18 protein-coding genes are annotated in these 18,134 nt (G+C 73.6%); 6 read left to right on the top strand and 12 right to left on the bottom strand.

All coding sequences use genetic code 11. The annotated features are described in order from the left end of the window. Nucleotides 1-74: 74 nt before the first annotated feature. The 5 genes from J7523_RS10520 to J7523_RS10500 all read right to left on the bottom strand — a co-directional run bounded on the left by J7523_RS10520 (nt 75) and on the right by J7523_RS10500 (nt 5,510). Nucleotides 75-959, bottom strand: coding sequence for a universal stress protein (locus J7523_RS10520; protein ID WP_291885935.1), 885 nt, complete (start codon nt 957-959; stop codon nt 75-77). Between the two features lie 135 nt (nt 960-1,094). Then, nucleotides 1,095-1,439: a UBP-type zinc finger domain-containing protein gene (locus J7523_RS10515; protein ID WP_291885932.1), complete on the bottom strand. Its 345-nt coding sequence runs from the start codon at nt 1,437-1,439 to the stop codon at nt 1,095-1,097. Continuing rightward, nucleotides 1,436-2,875, bottom strand: a complete 1,440-nt coding sequence (locus J7523_RS10510) for an ATP-binding protein (protein ID WP_291885930.1) — start codon at nt 2,873-2,875, stop codon at nt 1,436-1,438. The genes J7523_RS10515 and J7523_RS10510 overlap by 4 nt, the downstream gene beginning before the upstream one ends. After that, nucleotides 2,872-4,551 (bottom strand): FAD-dependent oxidoreductase, encoded by a 1,680-nt coding sequence (locus tag J7523_RS10505; protein ID WP_291885927.1) that lies wholly within the window; start codon nt 4,549-4,551, stop codon nt 2,872-2,874. Before J7523_RS10505 ends, J7523_RS10510 begins: the two co-directional genes overlap by 4 nt. Further along, entirely contained in the window at nt 4,548-5,510 is a 963-nt protein-coding gene (locus J7523_RS10500) for a pirin family protein (RefSeq protein ID WP_291885925.1), read from the bottom strand. The genes J7523_RS10505 and J7523_RS10500 overlap by 4 nt, the downstream gene beginning before the upstream one ends. A gap of 93 nt (nt 5,511-5,603) precedes the next feature. On the opposite strand from J7523_RS10500, the gene J7523_RS10495 reads away from it, so the two are divergent. Genes J7523_RS10495 through J7523_RS10485 form a run of 3 tightly spaced genes read left to right on the top strand, consistent with a single transcriptional unit; the run spans nt 5,604 to nt 7,040 of the window. After that, the gene (locus tag J7523_RS10495; RefSeq protein ID WP_291885922.1) at nt 5,604-6,089 is read left to right on the top strand and encodes an RNA polymerase sigma factor; all 486 of its coding nucleotides are present in this window, start codon (nt 5,604-5,606) and stop codon (nt 6,087-6,089) included. Then, the gene (locus J7523_RS10490; protein ID WP_363266815.1) at nt 6,086-6,670 is read left to right on the top strand and encodes a methylated-DNA--[protein]-cysteine S-methyltransferase; all 585 of its coding nucleotides are present in this window, start codon (nt 6,086-6,088) and stop codon (nt 6,668-6,670) included. Before J7523_RS10495 ends, J7523_RS10490 begins: the two co-directional genes overlap by 4 nt. Before the next feature lie 10 nt (nt 6,671-6,680). Further along, nucleotides 6,681-7,040, top strand: a complete 360-nt coding sequence (locus tag J7523_RS10485) for a DUF2277 domain-containing protein (RefSeq protein ID WP_291885919.1) — start codon at nt 6,681-6,683, stop codon at nt 7,038-7,040. Between the two features lie 75 nt (nt 7,041-7,115). Here J7523_RS10485 and J7523_RS10480 read toward each other — a convergent pair whose 3' ends face one another. From J7523_RS10480 to J7523_RS10470, 3 genes are all read right to left on the bottom strand, one after another. Further along, nucleotides 7,116-7,421: a hypothetical protein gene (locus tag J7523_RS10480; RefSeq protein ID WP_291886204.1), complete on the bottom strand. Its 306-nt coding sequence runs from the start codon at nt 7,419-7,421 to the stop codon at nt 7,116-7,118. A 2-nt stretch (nt 7,422-7,423) separates the two neighbouring features. Next, nucleotides 7,424-8,902 carry a malate dehydrogenase (quinone) gene (mqo, locus tag J7523_RS10475; protein ID WP_291885918.1) on the bottom strand — a complete coding sequence of 493 codons (1,479 nt, stop codon included), beginning with the start codon at nt 8,900-8,902 and terminating at the stop codon, nt 7,424-7,426. Nucleotides 8,903-9,023: 121 nt separating this feature from the next. After that, a complete protein-coding gene (locus tag J7523_RS10470) occupies nt 9,024-11,837 on the bottom strand; it encodes a cellulose binding domain-containing protein (protein ID WP_291885914.1) in 2,814 nt (937 codons plus the stop codon). A gap of 211 nt (nt 11,838-12,048) precedes the next feature. On the opposite strand from J7523_RS10470, the gene J7523_RS10465 reads away from it, so the two are divergent. Continuing rightward, complete coding sequence (locus J7523_RS10465; RefSeq protein ID WP_291885911.1) at nt 12,049-12,255, top strand: hypothetical protein; 207 nt, start codon at nt 12,049-12,051, stop codon at nt 12,253-12,255. 14 nt (nt 12,256-12,269) lie between these two features. On the opposite strand, the gene J7523_RS10460 is transcribed toward J7523_RS10465, so the two are convergent. The 4 genes from J7523_RS10460 to ligD (J7523_RS10445) all read right to left on the bottom strand — a co-directional run bounded on the left by J7523_RS10460 (nt 12,270) and on the right by ligD (J7523_RS10445) (nt 15,940). Next, nucleotides 12,270-13,433, bottom strand: coding sequence for a phosphatase domain-containing protein (locus J7523_RS10460; protein WP_291885909.1), 1,164 nt, complete (start codon nt 13,431-13,433; stop codon nt 12,270-12,272). After that, complete coding sequence (locus tag J7523_RS10455) at nt 13,430-13,996, bottom strand: DNA starvation/stationary phase protection protein (protein WP_291885907.1); 567 nt, start codon at nt 13,994-13,996, stop codon at nt 13,430-13,432. The genes J7523_RS10460 and J7523_RS10455 overlap by 4 nt, the downstream gene beginning before the upstream one ends. A 148-nt stretch (nt 13,997-14,144) precedes the next feature. Further along, on the bottom strand, nt 14,145-15,023 hold the full coding sequence (gene ligD, locus J7523_RS10450; protein ID WP_291885902.1) for a non-homologous end-joining DNA ligase: 879 nt from the start codon (nt 15,021-15,023) through the stop codon (nt 14,145-14,147). Then, a complete protein-coding gene (ligD, locus tag J7523_RS10445; protein ID WP_363266852.1) occupies nt 15,020-15,940 on the bottom strand; it encodes a non-homologous end-joining DNA ligase in 921 nt (306 codons plus the stop codon). Before ligD (J7523_RS10445) ends, ligD (J7523_RS10450) begins: the two co-directional genes overlap by 4 nt. Nucleotides 15,941-16,039: 99 nt before the next feature. Here ligD (J7523_RS10445) and J7523_RS10440 point away from each other — a divergent pair, with 99 nt between their 5' ends. Both J7523_RS10440 and J7523_RS10435 read left to right on the top strand, forming a co-directional pair. After that, nucleotides 16,040-17,002, top strand: coding sequence for a Ku protein (locus J7523_RS10440; RefSeq protein WP_291885897.1), 963 nt, complete (start codon nt 16,040-16,042; stop codon nt 17,000-17,002). Then, on the top strand, nt 16,999-18,039 hold the full coding sequence (locus J7523_RS10435; protein WP_291885893.1) for a PHP domain-containing protein: 1,041 nt from the start codon (nt 16,999-17,001) through the stop codon (nt 18,037-18,039). Before J7523_RS10440 ends, J7523_RS10435 begins: the two co-directional genes overlap by 4 nt. The last annotated feature ends 95 nt before the right edge of the window (nt 18,040-18,134 follow it).

The following is an 18,134-nucleotide window of genomic DNA, read 5'->3' as shown; positions in this document are numbered from 1 at the left end:
AGCAGACGCACGCTGGTAGCGCGTCGGGCGACGCGCTACCAGCAAGGAGCCCCGGACGAGCGTCCGGATACGTGTCAGGCGGCGCCGCGCTCCGTCCCGTCCCGCAGCACCAGCACGCTGCACGACGCGTCGGCGGCGACCTCCCGGCTCACCGACCCGAGGAGCATGCCGCGGAACACCCCCAGGCCCCGCGACCCGACGACCACGACCTGCGCGGTGCGCGACTCGGCGAGCAGGGTCGGCACCGGGTCGTCCTCGCAGAGCACGAGCTCGACCTTCACGCCGGGGTGGGACGCGACGACCTCCTCCGCTAGCCGCCACGCGGCGGCCTGGGCCGGGTCCTCCCGGTCGCGCAGGTCGGTCGCCGGCCGACCGCCCGCGCGGAACGGCCCCTGCGGGGAGCGTGCGTGCACGATCCGCAGCACGGCGCCCCGGTGGCGCGCCTCGCGAGCGGCGAGGTGGGCCGCGTCGACGGAGGCGGCTGAGCCGTCGACGCCCACGGCGACGGGCAGCGCGCCGTCGCCGGGCGTCGGGGTCCGCGCCACGAGCACCGGGCACCGGGCGTGCGTCACCAGGTGGTCGCCGACCGGTCCGATGCCCGAGCGTCCGTGCTCACCGCGGGCGCCGACCACGAGGACGCGCGCCTCGTCGGTGAGGTCCCGCAAGGTCGGGACGGCCGGACCGTGCAGCACCCGCGCCTCGACCACCACGTCGGGGTGGTTGGCCCGCACCTTGTCGCGCAGCTCGCGCACGGCCGTGACCGCCTCGACCTCGAGGAGCTCGGCGTCGAGCACCACGGGGTACCAGCCCCAGCGGGTGGCCTCACGAGGGTCGCGGTACGCGTGCGCCAGCACGAGCGCGGCACCGTGGGCCCGGGCCACGTCCACGCCCCACTCGATCGTCTGACGGCTGTGCTCCGAGCCGTCGACCGCGACCACCACCGGTCCGTCCGTGTGCATGTCGGCCTCCTCGCCTTACGCCGTTCGGGTGACCCAAGCCAACACGTGTCGGATAGCCGACACGTGGGGCCTAGGTCCTGAGCGGCGGGTGAGTTCCGCGAGGCAACCGGTCCCGACCCGGCGAGGGCCGCCGGGTCAGCGGTGGATCAGGGACCGCCAGTCGTCCGGCACGCGCTCACGCGGAGCCGGGGAGCCCTGCTCGACCGGACGGTGCTGGGGGTCCGCGAGCGCTGGTCCGTCGGCGTACTCGTCGGCGGCGTAGTCCCACCACCAGTCCTCGCCGGGCTCGAACGTCCGGATGAGGGGATGCCCGGTCTCGCGCCAGTGCGCGGTCGCGTGCTGAGCGGGGGAGGTGTCGCAGCACCCCACGTGCCCGCACGCCGCGCAGCGCCTCAGGTGCACCCACCAGCCGCCGGCGCGCTCGCACTCGGCGCAGCCGGTGCCGCTCGGCGGGACGGCGGGGTCGATCGTGGCGCTCATGCGGTGGGACCTTCCGACAGGGTGCGGGGGAGACGGACGCGGAACCGGGTGTCGCCCGGCACCGACGTCACGGACAGGTCGCCGTGGTGCTTGCCGACGACGATGCGCCACGAGATGTCGAGGCCGAGACCGGTGCCGGAGCCGACGGGCTTGGTCGTGAAGAACGGTTCGAAGACCCTCCCGATCACCTCCGGCGGGATCCCCGAGCCGGTGTCGGCGATCTCGACCTCGACCCACTCGTCGACGGTGCGGGTCGTCACGGTGAGGGTGCCGTGGCCGTCCATGGCCTGGGCGGCGTTGTCGACGAGGTTGGTCCAGACCTGGTTGAGCTCGGCGGCGTACACGGGGATCTTCGGCAGGGCGGGGTCGTAGTGCCGGACGACCGTGATGTCGGGGCCGAGGCGCTGCTCGAGCATCGTGAGCGTCGAGTCGAGCAGCTCGTGGATGTCGGCGATCTGATCGGGTGCGCGGCCGATCTGCGAGTACTGCTTGGCGGCCCCGACGAGCGCGGAGATCCGGCTGGTGGCGTCCTCGACCTCGTTCATGAGCTGCTCGGTCTCGAGCGTGTAGGCGAGCCAGCGGACGGCTCCCTCGAGCACGTCGGGCCCGACGAGCTGGGCGACGTTCTCGAGCCACTCGGTGCCGAGCCCGGCGGCGACGAAGACCGGGGCGATCTCCCACCCGTTGGTGAGGTCGTGGTCGTCCATCCAGTCGGTGAGCTCGTCCTCGCGGTCGGAGATCTCCAACGGGCTCAGGGCCGCGTCGCCGCGTCCGGCGGCGAGGGTGTCGACGGCCTTCTCCTGCAGCGCGATGAGCGTGGCGAGGGTGGCCCGGTCGTACGGTCCGGCGGCGACGAGCGCGAGCTTGTGCCGCATCCCGGCGACGCGCTGCCGCAGGGTCGCGGTCGCGCGGCTCGCGGCCGCGGCAGGGTTGTTGAGCTCGTGCGTGAGCCCCGCCGACAGCGAACCGAGGGCGAGCAGCCGTTCGCGCTGCCCGATCGCCTGCTGCGCCTTGCTCTGCCCGAAGAACAGCCCTTCGAGCAGGTGGACCGCCATCGGGAACCAGTCGTTCATGAGGGCCGCGAAGTCGCCGGCGGCGAGCACGTAGAACCGCGACGGCTCCAGCACCCGCAGCGACTGGGTGTACGTCTGCGCGCGCTCGCCGAGGTAGGACGCCCACGCGCCCGCGTACACGCCGCGCTGTGTGGTGCGGCTGACCTCGACGTCGTCCTCGCCGACGCGCCGGTACAGCGCGACGCCGCCGTCCATGAGCACGTAGAACGACGTCGCCTCGTCGCCCTCGCGGTACAGCATCCCGGGGGTGACGAGCTCGATGTGGCCGTGCTCGCACAACCACGTGAGCTGGTCGTCGGAGAGCTTCTCGAACAGGAACAGGGTGCGCAGCTCGTCGATGTCGCACGGCAGGAAGGTGGTCACAGCTGCTCCAGGTAACGGTGCACGAGCATGACGGCCATCGCGCCCTCGCCCACGGCGGACGCGACGCGCTTGGCGGACTCGGCGCGCACGTCGCCGGCCGCGAACACCCCCGGGACGCTCGTCTCGAGGTGGTAGGGCGGCCGGTCGAGCGGCCAGGACGCGGGGACGTGCCCGTCGACGAGCAGGTCGTGCCCGGCGCGCACGAACCCGTGCTCGTCGCGCGCGAGCGTGCCGTCGAGCCACGCCGTGTGCGGTGCCGCGCCGATGAACACGAACAGCCACCCGGTGTCGACCGTTCGCTTGTCGCCCGTGTCGCGGTCCTGCAGCACGATCTGCTCGAGGTGCCCGTCGCCGACGGCCTCGACGACCTCCGTGCGCGTGAGCACCCGGATGCGCGGGTTCGTGGTGACCTGCTCGATCAGGTAGTGCGACATCGACGCCGCGAGCGACTCGCCGCGCACCACGAGCGTCACGGACCGGGCCGTGCGCGACAGGAACATCGCGGCCTGCCCCGCGGAGTTCGCGCCACCCACCACGTACACGTCGTGGTCCCGGCACGCGGGCGCCTCGGTGAGCGCCGAGCCGTAGTAGACGCCGCTGCCGGTCAGCGCCGCGAACCCGGGCCCGTCCAGCTCCCGGTACGACACACCCGACGCGAGGATGACCGTGTGCGCGCCGACGGTGCTGCCGTCCGCGAACCGCACCGACCGCGCCGACCCGGCGACCTCCAGCCCCACCGCGTCGCGCGTCATCACGATCTCGGCACCGAACTTCAACGCCTGACGCCGCGCCCGCTCGGTCAGCTGCGACCCCGACACCCCGTCCGGGAAGCCCAGGTAGTTCTCGATCCGCGAGCTCTGCCCGGCCTGACCACCCGTCGCGGTCCGCTCGACCAGCGCCGTGCGCAGCCCCTCCGACGCGCCGTACAGCGCCGCGCTCAACCCCGCCGGACCACCGCCCACCACGACCAGGTCGTAGAATGCGGCGGCGGGCTCCACCGACAGCCCGACCCGGGCCGCGACCTCCGCGTCCGACGGTGCCGCCAGCACCTCGCCGTCCGTCGTGACCACCACCGGCACCGCGCGCTCGTCGAGCCCCGCCGCCTCCAGCAGCCGCCGCCCCTCCGGCCCGTCCGCCGTGAACCACCGGTACGGCACCTGGTTGCGCGCCAGGAACTCCCGCAGCTCCGACGACCGCGCCGACCACCGGTGCCCCACGACCTTCGTCTCGGCGACCGGTCGCGGCGCCGACGCCACCCACGCCTCGAGCTGCGCGTCCAGCACCGGGTACAGCTTCTCCTCGGGCGGGTCCCACGGCTTGAGCAGGTAGTGGTCGAGGTCGACGACGTTGACCGCGTCGATCGCGACGTCCGTGTCCGCGTACGCCGTGAGCAGCACGCGGCGCGCCTGCGGGTACAGGTCCATGGCGTGCTCGAGGAACTCGATCCCGCTCATCCCAGGCATGCGGTGGTCCGCGACGAGCACCGCGGCCTGCTCACCGCGCAGCTTGAGCTCGCGCAGCACCTCCATGCCCGCCTCGCCGGACTCCGCACGCACCACCCGGTAGTCCTCGCCGTAGCGCCGCCGCAGGTCCCGCGCGACCGACCGCGACACCGCCGGGTCGTCGTCCACCGTGAGCAGCGCCGGACGCTGCACGGCCGCCTGGCCGGCGATCACACGGCCCCCCGACGACGCGGCTGCAGACGCACGTTCGGCAGCTCGGGAGCAGGGATGCGCTCACCACCATGACCGGCCACGACTCCGAAACGGTCCGCCCGGTCCGGGGATTCCCAAGCCGCCCGCGCCTGCGCGATCTCCGCGTGCGACCGCCCCGCGAAGTTCCACCACATCACCAGGTCGTGCGCGAACGGCTCGCCCCCCAGCAGCAGCAGCCGCGCGCCCCCGTCCGTCCGCAGCATCACCGACTCCCGCCCGTCGCCCAGGTACAGCAACCCGCCGGGCCCGTGCGGTGTCCCCATGACCTCCACCGAACCGGACAGCACGAGCACCGCGTGCTCGAACCCCGGCCGCACGGGCACCTCCACCGCACCGCCCGGCTCGACCACGACGTCGGCACCGAACAACGGCGTGTGCACCCGCGCCGCCGACACCGCACCGTCCACGTCGCCCACCATCACCGTCGCCCGCACCCGCGGCGCCTCCCACACCGGCAGGTCCGAGACCTGCTGGAACGACGCCGGCCCGTCCGCGACCCCGTCCGGAAGGGCCACCCACAGCTGCGCACCGTGCATGAACGACCCGTCGCCGAGCGAGAACTCCGAGTGCGACACCCCCCGGCCCGCCGTCATGAGGTTCAGCTGCCCCGGCCGCACCACCACGTCCGACCCCACGCTGTCCCGGTGCCGGATCTCGCCCGCCACCGGCCACGTCACCGTCTGCAACCCCGTGTGCGGGTGGGGGAGCACCCGCATGTCCACGTGCTGCGGCCCGAACTCGTCCAGGAAGCACCACGCCCCCACGAACGGCAGACCCCGCTGCGGCAACGTCCGCCGCACCTGCATCGCCCGGATCCCACCCAGCGGCACCTCACGGGCGTCGTACCGCTCCACGACCGGGCCACGCGGCACCACCGCACCGCAGACCTCCTCGTCGGGACGCGTGTCGAGGTTCGTCATGCCCACACTCTGCCTCCCGCAGCACCCCCGCGGGAGACGACCACGCCACCGACCTCACACCCGGACCCCCTCGCGCGTCTGCACACTGTGAGCGTGAAGGAACCGTTCGACCGCGTCGTGGCCACCCACGGCGCCACCGTCCTGCGCGTCTGCCGCGCCGTCGTCGGCCCCGTCGACGCCGACGACGCCTGGTCCGAGACCTTCCTCGCCGCACTGCGCGCCTACCCCGACCTCCCCGCCGACGCCAACGTCCAGGCCTGGCTCGTCACCATCGCCCACCGCAAGGCCGTCGACGTCGTCCGCCGCGCCGCCCGCCACGCCGTCCCCGTCGCCGACCTCCCCGAGCACACAGCACCCCCCGCCGGCCGCGACCTCGACCTCTGGGCCGCCCTCGCCGCCCTGCCCACCAAGCAACGCCACGCCGTCGCCTACCACCACCTCGCCGGCCTGCCCTACGACGAGGTCGCCACCGTCCTCGGCGGCACCCCCGCCGCCGCCCGCCGCGCCGCCGCCGACGGCGTCGCCAGCCTCCGCCGCACCTACGCCGGCCCCCTGACCCCGGAAGGAGCCGCACCGTGACCACCACCGACGACGACCTCACCCGCCTCCGCACCCGCCTGGCCGCCGCGGCGCTCGCGGACGGCACGCTCGACGTGGCCTACCGCACGGTCGACAGCCCGGTCGGCCCGCTGCTCCTCGCCCGTACGCCCGCGGGCCTGGTCCGCGTCGCGTTCGCGGTGCAGGACCACGACGCCGTGCTGCAGTCCCTGGCCGACGCGGTCAGCCCGCGGGTCCTGCAGGCGGCGGCACCGTTCGACGACGTGGTGCGCGAGCTCGACGAGTACTTCGCGGGCCGGCGACGCACGTTCGACGTGCCGCTCGACCTGCGGCTGCTGCGCGGCTTCCGCCGCACGGTCGTGTCGCACCTGCCGGAGATCCCGTACGGAGCGACCGCCAGCTACGCCGAGGTCGCCGCGTCGTCGGGCAGCCCGCGGGCGGTCCGGGCGGTCGGCACGGCGTGCGCGCTCAACCCGCTGCCGCTCGTGCTGCCGTGCCACCGCGTCGTGCGGTCCGACGGGTCGCCCGGCCGCTACGCGGGCGGTGACGACGCCAAGCTGACCCTGCTCGCCCTCGAGACGGCTGTCGGCGCGGCGGCGTAGCGTCGAGGCCATGTGCCGGAACATCACGAACCTGCGCGGGCTCGAGCCGCCCGCGACGTCCGAGGAGATCGAGGCCGCGTCGCGCCAGTACGTGCGCAAGGTGACGGGCGTCCAGACGCTCAGCGCCGCGACGCGCGACCCGTTCGAGGCCGCCGTCGCGGAGGTCGCCGCGATCACCGCACGGCTGCTCGCCGAGCTCCCGGAGCGCCGGCAACCGCCCGCGTCGCTGCCGCCGCTGCGCCGCCCCGAGGTGCAGGCCAGGATCGCCGCGCGGATGGCCGCCCGCGAGGAGCACGAGCGGATGCACGAGCTCGGGATCGCGCACTCGCACGACGAGGACGACGACCGGCACGCCGCAGCCGCGCACTGACACCGCAGCGCCACGGACCGACGGGGCGGCACGACCCGGCTCTCCGCTACGGACCCGGTCGGACCCGTCCGGCCGTCAGGCGGGGGAGCTCACGTCCTGCGCCAGCGGCCACGCGACGAGCCGGGGGATGCCCGCGGGCGCCACGGCCGCCAGCGCGAGGAACCGCGCCTCGGCCCGGTGCAGCCGGATGTGCTCGTCGAGCGACCAGGTGGGCCCGTTCGTCAGGGTCATGCCGCACGCGCACGTGATGGTGACGCGCCCGTCGGGCGTCGTGGTGACCTGGCCGACGGTGGTGTGCTCGGTCGCGGCACGGACCTTGGCGGCCCGCATGGGCGCGCTGACCGGGACGGACGCCGTGATCTCCTCGCCCGTCGGCGTCATGGTCACCTCTCGCTGCGCACGGCCTCGTCGTCGACGAGCTGGTCGAAGGAATCGTCCCACTCTCCGCCGAGGCTGGGCATCATCGCGTGCAGCTGCGGACGCCACGCGTCCTGACGCTCCGGGAAGCAGCGCTCGAGCAGGTCGAGCATGGTCGCGACGGCCGTCGAGGCGCCCGGCGACGCGCCGAGCAGGCCCGCGATCGTGCCGTCGGCGCCCGTGACGAGCTCGGTGCCGAACTCGAGCACGCCGCCCTTGGTCGGGTGCTTCTTGATGACCTGCACGCGCTGACCAGCGGTGATGAGCTCCCAGTCGCGGGGGTGCGCCGTCGGCATGAACGCACGCAGCGTGCGCAGCCGGTCGGTGTCCGACGCGGTGACCTCGCCGATCAGGTACTTCAGCAGGTCGAGGTTCTTCAGGCCCACGGCGAGCATCGGCACCACGTTGCCGGGCCGGATCGAGCGCACGAGGTCGAGCCAGGAGCCGTGCTTGAGGAACTTCATGCTCCAGCCGGCGTACGGGCCGAACATCAGGGCGGTCTGGCCGTCGACCACGCGCGTGTCGAGGTGCGGCACGGACATGGGCGGCGCGCCGATGTCGGCCTTGCCGTACACCTTCGCCTGGTGCTGCTTCACGATCTCGGGGTTCGTGGTGCGCAGGAACTGCCCGCTGATGGGGAAGCCGCCGAAGCCCTTGGCCTCAGGGATGCCCGAGCGCTGCAGGAGCTGGAGGGCGCCGCCTCCGGCACCGATGAAGACGAACTTCGCGTCGACCGTGCGCGCTCGGCGGTGGCCGTTCCAGCGGCGGTCCTTGACCTTGAGGCGCCACGAGCCGTCGCCCCGGCGTCGCAGGCGCGTGACCTCGCTCTCGGTGACGAGACGGGCGCCGCGCGACACCGCGTCCTCGAGCATCGAGCGGGTCAGCGCGCCGAAGTCGACGTCCGTGCCGGAGGGGGCGCGCGTCGCGGCGACCGCCTCGGACGGGTCGCGGTCGTCGACGAGCAGGGGAGCCCAGTCGGCTATCTGCGCGGGGTCGGCGCTGAACTCCAGGTCCGAGAACAGCGGGTGCCGGCGCAGGGTCTCCCAGCGGCGGCGCAGGTAGTCGACGTTGGACTCGCCGCGGACGAACGTCATGTGCGGGGTCGTCGACAGGAAGCCGGTGCCGCCGGGGAGCCGGTCGTGCGTCGCGAGGTGGTGCCAGAGCTCGCGGGACAGCTCGAACTGCTCGTTGATCGTGACGGCCTTGGTGATGTCGATCGTGCCGTCGGCGCGCTCGGGCGTGTAGTTCAGCTCGCACAGGGCGGCGTGGCCCGTGCCCGCGTTGTTCCAGGGGTTCGAGCTCTCCTGGGCGGGGGCGCCGCGGCGCTCGTGGATCTCGATGGTCCACGTCGGCTCGAGCGTCGTGAGGAGCGCCGCGAGCGTGGCGCTCATGATCCCGCCCCCGACGAGGACGACGTCGACCTGGTCTCTGCGTGCTGCCGTCACGATCTCGATCGTATGTTGACGTCGAGAATCTCCACGACGAGGGAGATGTGATCTTGGTTACGTCCCATGACTGCGGGGCGGGCGCCCGTGGCACCCCGCCCCGCAGTCGCCGGTGAGCGCGCTACGAGCCGCACACCTGGCCGTTGAGAGTGAAGGACGTCGCCTTCGGGTTCTGACCCGTGTGCGAGCCGTTGAACCCGAGCTCGACGCTGCCGCCGCCGGCGATCGTCCCGTTCCACGCTGCGTTCGTCACCGTGACGGTCCGCCCCGACTGGCTGAACACGCCCGACCAGCCGTTCGTCACCTGCTGGCCCGCGGTGAGGTCGAACGTCAGCTTCCAGCCGTTGACCGCGGCCGTCCCGGCGTTGGTGATCCTGACGGACGCCGTGAAGCCGGTCGGCCAGTCCGACGTCGTGTAGCTGACCTTGCAGCCCGTCGGGTTGACCGTGGTCGTCGGGCTGGGCGTCGGAGTGACCGTCGGCGTCGGCGTGACCGTCGGCGTCGGAGTCACCGTCGGCGTGGGCGTCGGCGTGGGCGTGGGCGTCACGGTCGGTGTGGGCGTCGTCGTCGGGTCCGTCCCGGTGAGGTTGCCGACGATCACCCCCCGTCCGTTGGTGCCGACGTACACGCGGCCGTACACGTCGGGGTCACCGGCGATGGTCTCGTTCGTGCGGCCCCACTGGTGCCGGTCGTCGTTGATCCGGACCCACGAGGCGCCCGCGTCGATCGACCGGTAGATGCCGCGCACGCCGCCGACCTTGGCCGACGAGTACAGCGCGGGGTACGACGTGCCCGGTGCGGCCTTGCCGAAGCCGATCGTGTCCGCCTCGGCGACGCCGGTGATCTTCGTGAACGACGCACCACCGTTCGTCGAGTGCCACAGCCCGTACGCCGCGTTCGGCTCGCCGCCGGCGAGCCAGATGTCGCCCTCGCGGCCGAACACCGCCCCGAACCGGGCGGCCCCCGTGGGCAGGCCGGTCGCCGCGGAGGCGGTGAACGTCGCGCCGCCGTCGGTCGAGGAGTAGAACGTGCCGCCCGACCACGCGTAGAACTTCAGCGGGTTGACGCGGTCCGACTCCACGCGCGCCCCGACGGGGACTCCGGTCGCCTTCGTCCAGCTGGACCCGAACGTCGTCGAGACGTAGACGCCGGCGCCGGTCGGGCTCCACACGATCCGGCTGCCGTCGGCGGCCATCGCGACCGTGCCGGCTCCCGTCACGCCCGGCGGCTCCTGACCGGCCCACCACGAGCTGCCGCCCGAGGTGGAGACGCCGATCCGGGACACGCCGGCGTCGGCGTTCCCGACCCGGACCATCGTCGCGGGCGCCTTCTCGGCGAAGTCGATGCCGAGCTCGGAGGAGTGCACAGGCACGTTGCCGATCGACTTCGACGGCACCTTCGTGATGTCGGTGTGCACGAACCCGGCGATGTCGCCGAGCGCCGACAGCAGCTCGGTCGAGCCCGGGGGAGCGGCGAGGTCGAGCACGGCCGTCTCCTCGAGGCCCTGCGCCTTGACGCCGATGGCCACCTTGCCGCCGGTGTCCCAGGCCGTGAGGTTGGACCCGCCGTAGATGGTCGCGCCCGTGCCGTACAGGAAGCTGTTCGAGTCGAACGGGTCGATCTCGAACGACTCCGTCATCCAGCCGAGCTTGGGGCTCGTCTCGGGTGCGACGGCCTGCTTGCCGAAGTCGAGCCACGGCGCACCGGAGATGTCCTGCGTGTACCGGTCGGTGCGGCTCGGGTACCCGTTGAAGTCCCAGATGCGCGACCACGTGGCTCCGCGGTCGGTGGACCGGTAGACGATGATGTCCGGCCACCAGGAGATCTGCGTGACGGCCATGATCGTGTCGGGGTGCTGGCGGTCGATGGTCAGGCCGCTGTAGCCGTAGTACTGGTCGCTGCTGGTCGACGGCAGCGGCGAGATGTTCGTCCACGTGCCGGTCGCCTGGTCGAGCCGCCAGAGGTCGCCGTGGCCGCCGTCGTACGGGCCGCCGGTGTCGCTCGTCGCGATGTACAGCTGCTTGCCTTTGGCGTCGAACACGCCCTTGTGCGGGATGAAGCCGGTCGGCTGGCCCGCGACGCGCGACCACGTGGCGCCCGCGTCGGTGGACCGGTAGACGCTGTTCGCCTTGTCGGCGACGCCGACGTAGATCGTCTTGGTCGGCGACCCCTTCGTCCCGCTCGTCGGGTCGAACGTGACCCACACGACGCCCTGGTTGCTCGTGAGGTAGCCGTTCGGGTCGCTGGGGTCGGCGACGTAGTTCCCGGCGTTCGGGAACGAGCTGACCTTGGCCCACGTGACGCCCGAGTCGGTGCTCCGCCACAGGCCGTTGCCGCCCTCGGTGCCGAAGTACAGGACACGGTTGTCGTTGGGGTCGATCTGCAGGCGCTCGCCCATGCCGCGGCCGGGCATGTTGCCGCCGACCTTGAACGGCAGTGCGGTCTTCTTCCACGTCGCGCCACGGTCCGACGACCGCAGGATCGCGCCGTTGTTCGGGTCCCAGCTGTTCGTGTACATCCCGGCGGCGACGTACACGTTGTCGGGGTCGATCGGGTCGGTCGCGAGGCTGAGCGCGCCGTTGTGACCCCAGTCGTCCCAGCCGACGCTGTCGAGCAGGGGCACCCAGCGCTTCGTCGTCTGGTCGAGCCGGTAGGCGCCGCCGATGTCGGTGCGGGCGTAGACCAGCCCCTTCTCCGACTGGTTGTAGACGATGCCGGGGACGAACCCGCCGCCGACGATCTCGACGTTGCCCCAGCTGTACGCGGGGGCGGCGGCCGTGGCGGGCGACGCGCCGGCGAGCACCGCAGGGACGAGGCCGGCGGCGACGACCGCGGCGAGCCCGGCGACGCCGGTGGCGCGGGAAGCCCGGGTGGCGCGGGCGGCGCGGCGCGTCGACGCCTCGGCCTCCCGGGGTGGATGGACGGGGACACGCATCCGCTGCACTCCTTCGTGGCGGGACAGGACGCCCCGACGACGTCCGCGGGGGCGGGGGCGACCGTCGCGCGGTGCGAGTACGCAGCCGGCCCGGCGTCGGTCGCGGGGACCGTATCGAAGCGCTTCGAACCCGGGGCAGTGGGCGAAAGGTTTATGAACACCCCGCGGACGGCACATGCGGACGGCCGCTCGGCGGGGTAGAACCGACCGTATGAGCCGCGACCGCGACCTGACGTCCGACCCCGCCGCCGAGCACCTCGCCGACCCGGTCCTGCCGGAGGCCCAGCTGGCCGCTGCCGACGCCCGCTCGGGTGGTGACCCTCGGCGCGCGCCGCGCTCGCTGTACGCGGTCGAGCTCGAGGCGGACGACGAGGCGATCGCGAGCCTCGAGGACTGGGACGACCCGCAGCGCCTCTGAGGGCCCGGCCGGCGTCACGGCTCCAGCAGGCCTCGCGCCGCCATCTGCCGCAGGATGGACGACCCGTCGGGCCCCAGCACCACGGGCACGCCCTCGCGCTCGGCGGCCCGCTCGGCGCGCGCACCCGCCGGTCCCTGGACCGGCAGCCCGCGCGCGAGGACGTGCTCGCCGAACGTGAGCTGCCGGACGACGACCGCCCTCAGGTGCTCGGGGAACAGCCGCGCGGCCTCCGCGTAGATCTCGGGGTCGCGCTGCCCGTCGTCGCCGACCAGGATCCACCGCACGTCCGGGAGCTCGTGCACGAGCCGTCGCAGCTGCGCCCGCTTGTGCTCGGGTCCGCTGCGGAACCACCCGGTGTTTGTCGGACCCCAGTCGGTGAGCAGCATTGGGCCCGCCGGGTACCCGTGCCGTCGCAGGAACCGCCCGAGCGTCGGCGCCGCATTCCACGCACCGGTGGACAGGTACACGACAGGCGCGCGCGGGTCGGCGGCGAGCAACCGGTGGTACAGCTCGGCCATCCCGGGCACGGGCTCGCGCGCGTTCTCGTGGCGCACCAGCACGTTCCACGCGGCCACGAACGGGCGCGGCAGGCGGGTCACGAGCACCGTGTCGTCGATGTCGCTCACGATCCCGTACCGGACGCCGGGGTCGACGACGTGCACCGGCGCGACCGCCCGGTCGCCGTCCTGCGTCCGCAGCACGACGTCGTGCCACCCCGGTGCGAGGTCGGCTTCCAGCAGCGCGTCGACGTACCCGCCCCGGTCGGTCACGACGTGGTGCGTCCGGTCGCCGACCGTCACCTCGAGCTGCGCCCCGGCGACCTGCGCGGTCGCGAAGCTGCGCCACCCGCGCAGGCTCTTCGCCTGGCGTGTCCCGGCCTGCGCGGCGGCACCGGCGCCCGGCAGGTCGGCATCCCGCACCACGGGCGCAGCCAGCAGGGTCCGGGCCATGACCCGCACCCACCCGGGGCCGCCGTACCCGGCGTACGGCTCGATGCGGACCGTCCAGCCCCGCCGCCGGAGCACCGCCGCGACCCGGCGGTCGAACGCGTCCTCGAAACGGGCCGCACGGTGCACGGGCGGCCGCGCGGAGCCCGCGGGCCGGGCGCCGACCCGCGCAGCGCGCAGCACGGTCGACGCACCGGCCCGGACGGCCTTCACCGGTCGCGCAGCGGTCACGCGCTCTCCTTCTGGCCCGCCTTCCGGGCCGAGGCGACCTCGCCCTCCGCGGTCGCCGTGCTCAGGGCGCCGCCGGAGGACTCGAGGTGCGCCCGCACGAACCAGTGGAACAGCTCGAGCTCGTGCAGGTGCCCGATCAGCAGGTCGTTGGTGACGTCGTCGGTCTCCTCGACGTCCTTCGCCGCCTGCCGGTGGTCGCTGATCACGCCCACGTACACCTCGTCGAGAGCACCGAGGTGGGCGATGGCGCCGTCGCGGCCGATCGCGTAGTCGTCCCACGTGCGGTTCTTCACGAGCGCGCCCGGGGTGCCGACGGGGGCCACGCCGAGCGTCGCGATGCGCTCGGCGATCGCGTCGACCATGAGCCGCACCGCGTCCACCTGAGGGTCGAGCATCTCGTGCACCGCGATGAAGTGCGGACCGACGACGTTCCAGTGGATGTGCTTGAGCGTGAGGGCCAGGTCGTTGAGCGCGTCGAGACGCTGCTGGAGGATGGCGGCCACCTCGGCCCCCTGCTGCTTCGTCAGGGACGGGACGGTGTACTTGGGCAGCTTCTGTGCCATCAGGGCGCTCCTTCTCCTCGGCTCCCGGGGGTCCGATCCCCGGCGGCGTCAACGCTGCCCCAGGTCGCGAGCCCTCGCCATCCGAGCGTCCGACGTCAGACGCACGCGCGGGCCACCCACCCGGATGTGCGCCGGCGGACCGGGAGGCTCACGCGAAGGGATCGCCGTCGGCCTCCAGCCGGTCCGCGACCTCGTCGGGCCCGAGCTGCTGCAACCCCGGGCCGACCTCGTCCCACCACCGGGGCGCTGCGACCCGCGGCAGGTCGCGGCCGCGCAGCGAGTACGGCGTGATCGTCGTCTTCGCGGGGTGGTTCTGCGACCAGTCGATGAGCACCTTCCCGCCGCGCACGTCCTTCTTCATGACGGCGACGACGAGCCGCGGGTGCGCGGCCGCGACGGCGTACGCGAGGTCGCGGGCGTACTGCCGCACCTCCATCACGGAGCGTGTGCCCGGGAGCTTCGCGTACAGCTGCATGCCCTTGCTGCCCGACGTGACCGGCACCGACTCCGGCAGGCCGTCGTCCTTGAGCCGGTCGGCCACGAGGTGGGCGACCTCCGCGCACTCGTCGAGCCCGGCGGGCGCACCGGGGTCGAGGTCGATGACGAGCCGGTCGGGGCGCCGCACGCCCCCGCGCGGGCCGACGGACCACTGCGGGGTGTGCAGCTCGAGCGATCCCTGGTTCGCGCACCAGACGAGCCCCGCGAGGTCGTCGACGAACGGCAGCACGAGCTCGGCGCCCTCGTCATCGGCCCCTGGGGCCGCCCGCACGGTCTGCCGGCGCACCCAGTCCGGTGCGCCGCGTGGCACGTTCTTCTCGAAGAACTTCTCGCCCGCCACGCCGTCGGGCCAGCGGATGCGGGTGACCGGCCGGTCCTTGAGCTGCGCGAGCAGCGCCGGGGCGACGCGCAGGAGATAGCTCATCACCTCGGCCTTGGTGGTCCCGGTCGACGGGTACATGACCTTCTCGAGGTGGCTCACCCGGACCTGGCGGCCCTCGACGTCGACCATCTGACGCTCGGGGCTCACGGCTGCTCCCAGGGGTCCGCGACGGCGTCGGTGCGGATGCCGCGGATCACGGGCTGTCGCAGACGGCCGTCGGGGGTGCGGTTGAGGTAGCGGGTGTCCACGACGACCAGGGGATCGCACCAGCGGGCGCCGCGCGCGTCGAGGGCGGGCACCTCGTCGTCGAACGGGCTGGTGGCCCTGGCCGCCACGCGGCGCCCGAGGTCCTGCGCGAGCGGGCCGGTCAGCCCGCTGCCCGCGCGGCCGAGGAACCGCAGCGCACCGCGACCGTCGTACGCGCCGAGCATGAGGGCACCCATGCGGCCCGTCCCTGTGCTCTCCTCGCGCCAGCCGCCGACCACGGCCGTCCGGGTGCGCACGTGCGCGGACTTCACCCAGTCGGCGGACCGCCGTCCGGGTTGGTATGTCGAGCTGCGACGCTTCGCGACGACCCCCTCGAGCCCGTGCGCGCGGGTCACCTGCCACAGGTCGTCGCCGTCGGGGTAGACGGGGGAGAGCTGCACACGGTCGGGCAGCGCGAGCCCGGCGAGCACGTCGCGACGCTCGTCGTACGTGCGAACCGTGAGGTCCACGCCGCCGAGCCGCAGCACGTCGAACACGAGGTACGTCACCGGCTGACGGCGCGCGAGCGCTGCGGCCCGGCGGGCGTCGCGCACGTGCATCCGCTCGGCGAGCGCCGCGAACGAGGGCACGCCGTCGGCGAGCAGCACGATCTCGCCGTCGAGGACCGCAGGCGGGACGTCCGCGAGCGCGGCGAGCTCCGGGTAGGCCGGCGTGACCTCGCGCGCGTTCCGGCTCCACAACCGCACGCGCTCGCCGGTGGTGTCCGCGAGCGCCCGCACGCCGTCCCACTTGACCTCGAACGCCCACGCGGGGCCCCTCGGCAGGGCGCCGACCTGCGGCGCAGGGGTGGCGAGCATGGGCTCCACGGGTCCATCCTGCCGACAGGACCCGTGCACGTCACGGGCCGGTGGCCTGCCCCGGCCGCGCCGGCCCCTCATCCCCGGAGGCGACGACCCATGCGAGCGATCTGGAAGGGTGCGGTCGCGTTCGGCCTGGTCAACGTGCCCGTGCGGCTGTACGCGGCGACCGGTGAGCACGAGGTGACGCTGCACCAGGTGCACAAGGAGGACGGCGGGCGCATCCGCTACCGCAAGGTGTGCAGCATCGACGGCGAGACGGTCGAGTACTCGGAGATCGCGAAGGGCTACGAGACAGAGGACGGCGAGCTCGTCGTGCTGACCGACGACGACTTCCGGCAGCTGCCGCTCGCGACGGAGCGGGAGATCGAGGTCCTGGAGTTCGTGCCCGCCGAGCAGGTCGACCCGATCCTGCTCGCCAAGACGTACTACCTGGAGCCCGACAAGACCGCGGCCAAGCCGTACGCGCTGCTGCGGGGTGCGCTGGAGCAGGCGGACCGCATGGCGGTGGTGAAGGTCGCGCTGCGGCAGCGCGAGACCATGGCGGTGCTGCGGGTCCGCGACAACGTCATCTGCCTGCAGACGCTGCTGTGGCCGGACGAGGTGCGCGAGGCCGACTTCCCGATCCTCGACGCCGACGTCACCGTGCGGCCCCAGGAGCTCGCGATGGCGTCGTCCCTCGTCGAGTCCCTCGCCGCGGACTTCGACCCGAGCCAGTACGAGGACCGCTACGCCGCGGCGCTCGAGCAGATGATCGAGGCCAAGGTGTCGTCCGGCAGCACCCGGCCCGTGCCCGTCCCGGCGGGCGAGGAGACGGAGGGCACAGGCGGCGGCGAGGTCGTCGACCTGCTCGCCGCGCTGCAGCGCAGCGTCGAGAAGGCCCGGGGCTCACGGCCGGCGGAGGAGAAGGCACCCGAGAAGGCGGCGGCGAAGGACGACGACGACGAGAAGGCACCGCCGAAGAAGAAGGCGCGCCGGTCGACGGCGAAGGACGCCGACGAGAAGCCGGCCGACGACACGGGTGAGACCAAGCCGCGCAAGACCCGCCGCAAGGCCTCGTGACGGCGTCCGACCGGCGCGACGACGCGGTCGCCGCGCTGCGCCGGGTGGCGTTCCTCCTCGAGCGCGCGCAGGCCAGCCCGTACCGCAGCGCTGCGTTCCGGAACGCGGCACGCACGATCGAGAAGCAGGATCCCGCGCGGCTCGACGTCCTCGAGAGGGCCGGCGCGCTGACGGACCTGCCCGGAGTGGGAGCCCGGACGGCCGAGGTCGTGGCGGTCACGCTGCGCGGCGGGACGTCGCCGTACCTGGAGCAGCTGGAGTCCGAGCTCGCGCAGACGGCGGCGACCGAAGCCGACCCGGCCGCCGCCGCGCTCCGCCGGGCCCTGCGCGGCGACCTCCACTCGCACACCGAGGCGTCCGACGGGTCGTCGCCGATGCAGGAGATGGTGCTCGCGGCCCTCGAGCTCGGCCACGAGTACCTCGCGGTCACGGACCACTCGCCGCGACTGACCGTCGCGAACGGCCTCTCGGCCGCCCGGCTCCGCGCCCAGCTGGACCAGGTGCGCGCCCTCAACCGCGCCGTCGCACCGTTCCGGGTGCTGACGGGCATCGAGGTCGACATCCTCGACGACGGCGACCTGGACCAGGACCCCGACCTGCTCGACGAGCTCGACGTCGTCGTCGCGTCCGTCCACTCCCAGCTGCGGATGGACCGTGCGGCCATGACCCGCCGCATGATCGCAGCGGTGAGCAACCCGCGCACCGACGTGCTCGGGCACTGCACCGGCCGTCGGCTGCTCGGGCGCCAGCGGCCGCAGAGCGAGTTCGACGCACGGGCCGTGTTCGAGGCGTGCGCCGAGCACAGGACGGCCGTCGAGATCAACTGCCGCCCCGACCGGCTCGACCCGCCGCACGACCTCCTGCAGGTCGCCGTCGACGTCGGCTGCGACTTCACGATCGACACCGACTCGCACGCGCCCGGTCAGCTCGACTGGCTCGACGCCGGGTGCGCGCGGGCCGTCCAGCACGGGATCGACGCGTCGCGCGTGCTCACGGCGTGGCCCGCCGACGAGCTCCTGGCCCGCACTCGCGCGTGATCCCGCGTGTCGTCGTGCACGTCGAGCGCTCACCGACGGGTTAGTGTCTTGCGCGTCGTCCCCGTGCACGCGGCCAGCCCGCGCGGCCCGGGGCG

It is taken from the genome of Cellulomonas sp. (assembly GCF_017744555.1).
Lineage (GTDB): Bacteria > Actinomycetota > Actinomycetes > Actinomycetales > Cellulomonadaceae > Cellulomonas.
Note: the sequence above shows the minus strand (reverse complement) of the source record. Positions and strands in the feature narration are given on the sequence as shown.

What these genes read in the sequence shown, in the direction of transcription:
- J7523_RS10520 (WP_291885935.1), bottom strand. Translation starts at nt 959, where the DNA reads ATGCACACGGACGGACCGGTGGTGGTCGCGGTCGACGGCTCGGAGCAC.
- J7523_RS10515 (WP_291885932.1), bottom strand. Translation starts at nt 1,439, where the DNA reads ATGAGCGCCACGATCGACCCCGCCGTCCCGCCGAGCGGCACCGGCTGC.
- J7523_RS10500 (WP_291885925.1), bottom strand. Translation starts at nt 5,510, where the DNA reads ATGACGAACCTCGACACGCGTCCCGACGAGGAGGTCTGCGGTGCGGTG.
- J7523_RS10485 (WP_291885919.1), top strand. Translation starts at nt 6,681, where the DNA reads ATGTGCCGGAACATCACGAACCTGCGCGGGCTCGAGCCGCCCGCGACG.
- J7523_RS10480 (WP_291886204.1), bottom strand. Translation starts at nt 7,421, where the DNA reads ATGACGCCGACGGGCGAGGAGATCACGGCGTCCGTCCCGGTCAGCGCG.
- J7523_RS10470 (WP_291885914.1), bottom strand. Translation starts at nt 11,837, where the DNA reads ATGCGTGTCCCCGTCCATCCACCCCGGGAGGCCGAGGCGTCGACGCGC.
- J7523_RS10465 (WP_291885911.1), top strand. Translation starts at nt 12,049, where the DNA reads ATGAGCCGCGACCGCGACCTGACGTCCGACCCCGCCGCCGAGCACCTC.
- J7523_RS10455 (WP_291885907.1), bottom strand. Translation starts at nt 13,996, where the DNA reads ATGGCACAGAAGCTGCCCAAGTACACCGTCCCGTCCCTGACGAAGCAG.
- ligD (WP_363266852.1), bottom strand. Translation starts at nt 15,940, where the DNA reads ATGCTCGCCACCCCTGCGCCGCAGGTCGGCGCCCTGCCGAGGGGCCCC.
- J7523_RS10440 (WP_291885897.1), top strand. Translation starts at nt 16,040, where the DNA reads ATGCGAGCGATCTGGAAGGGTGCGGTCGCGTTCGGCCTGGTCAACGTG.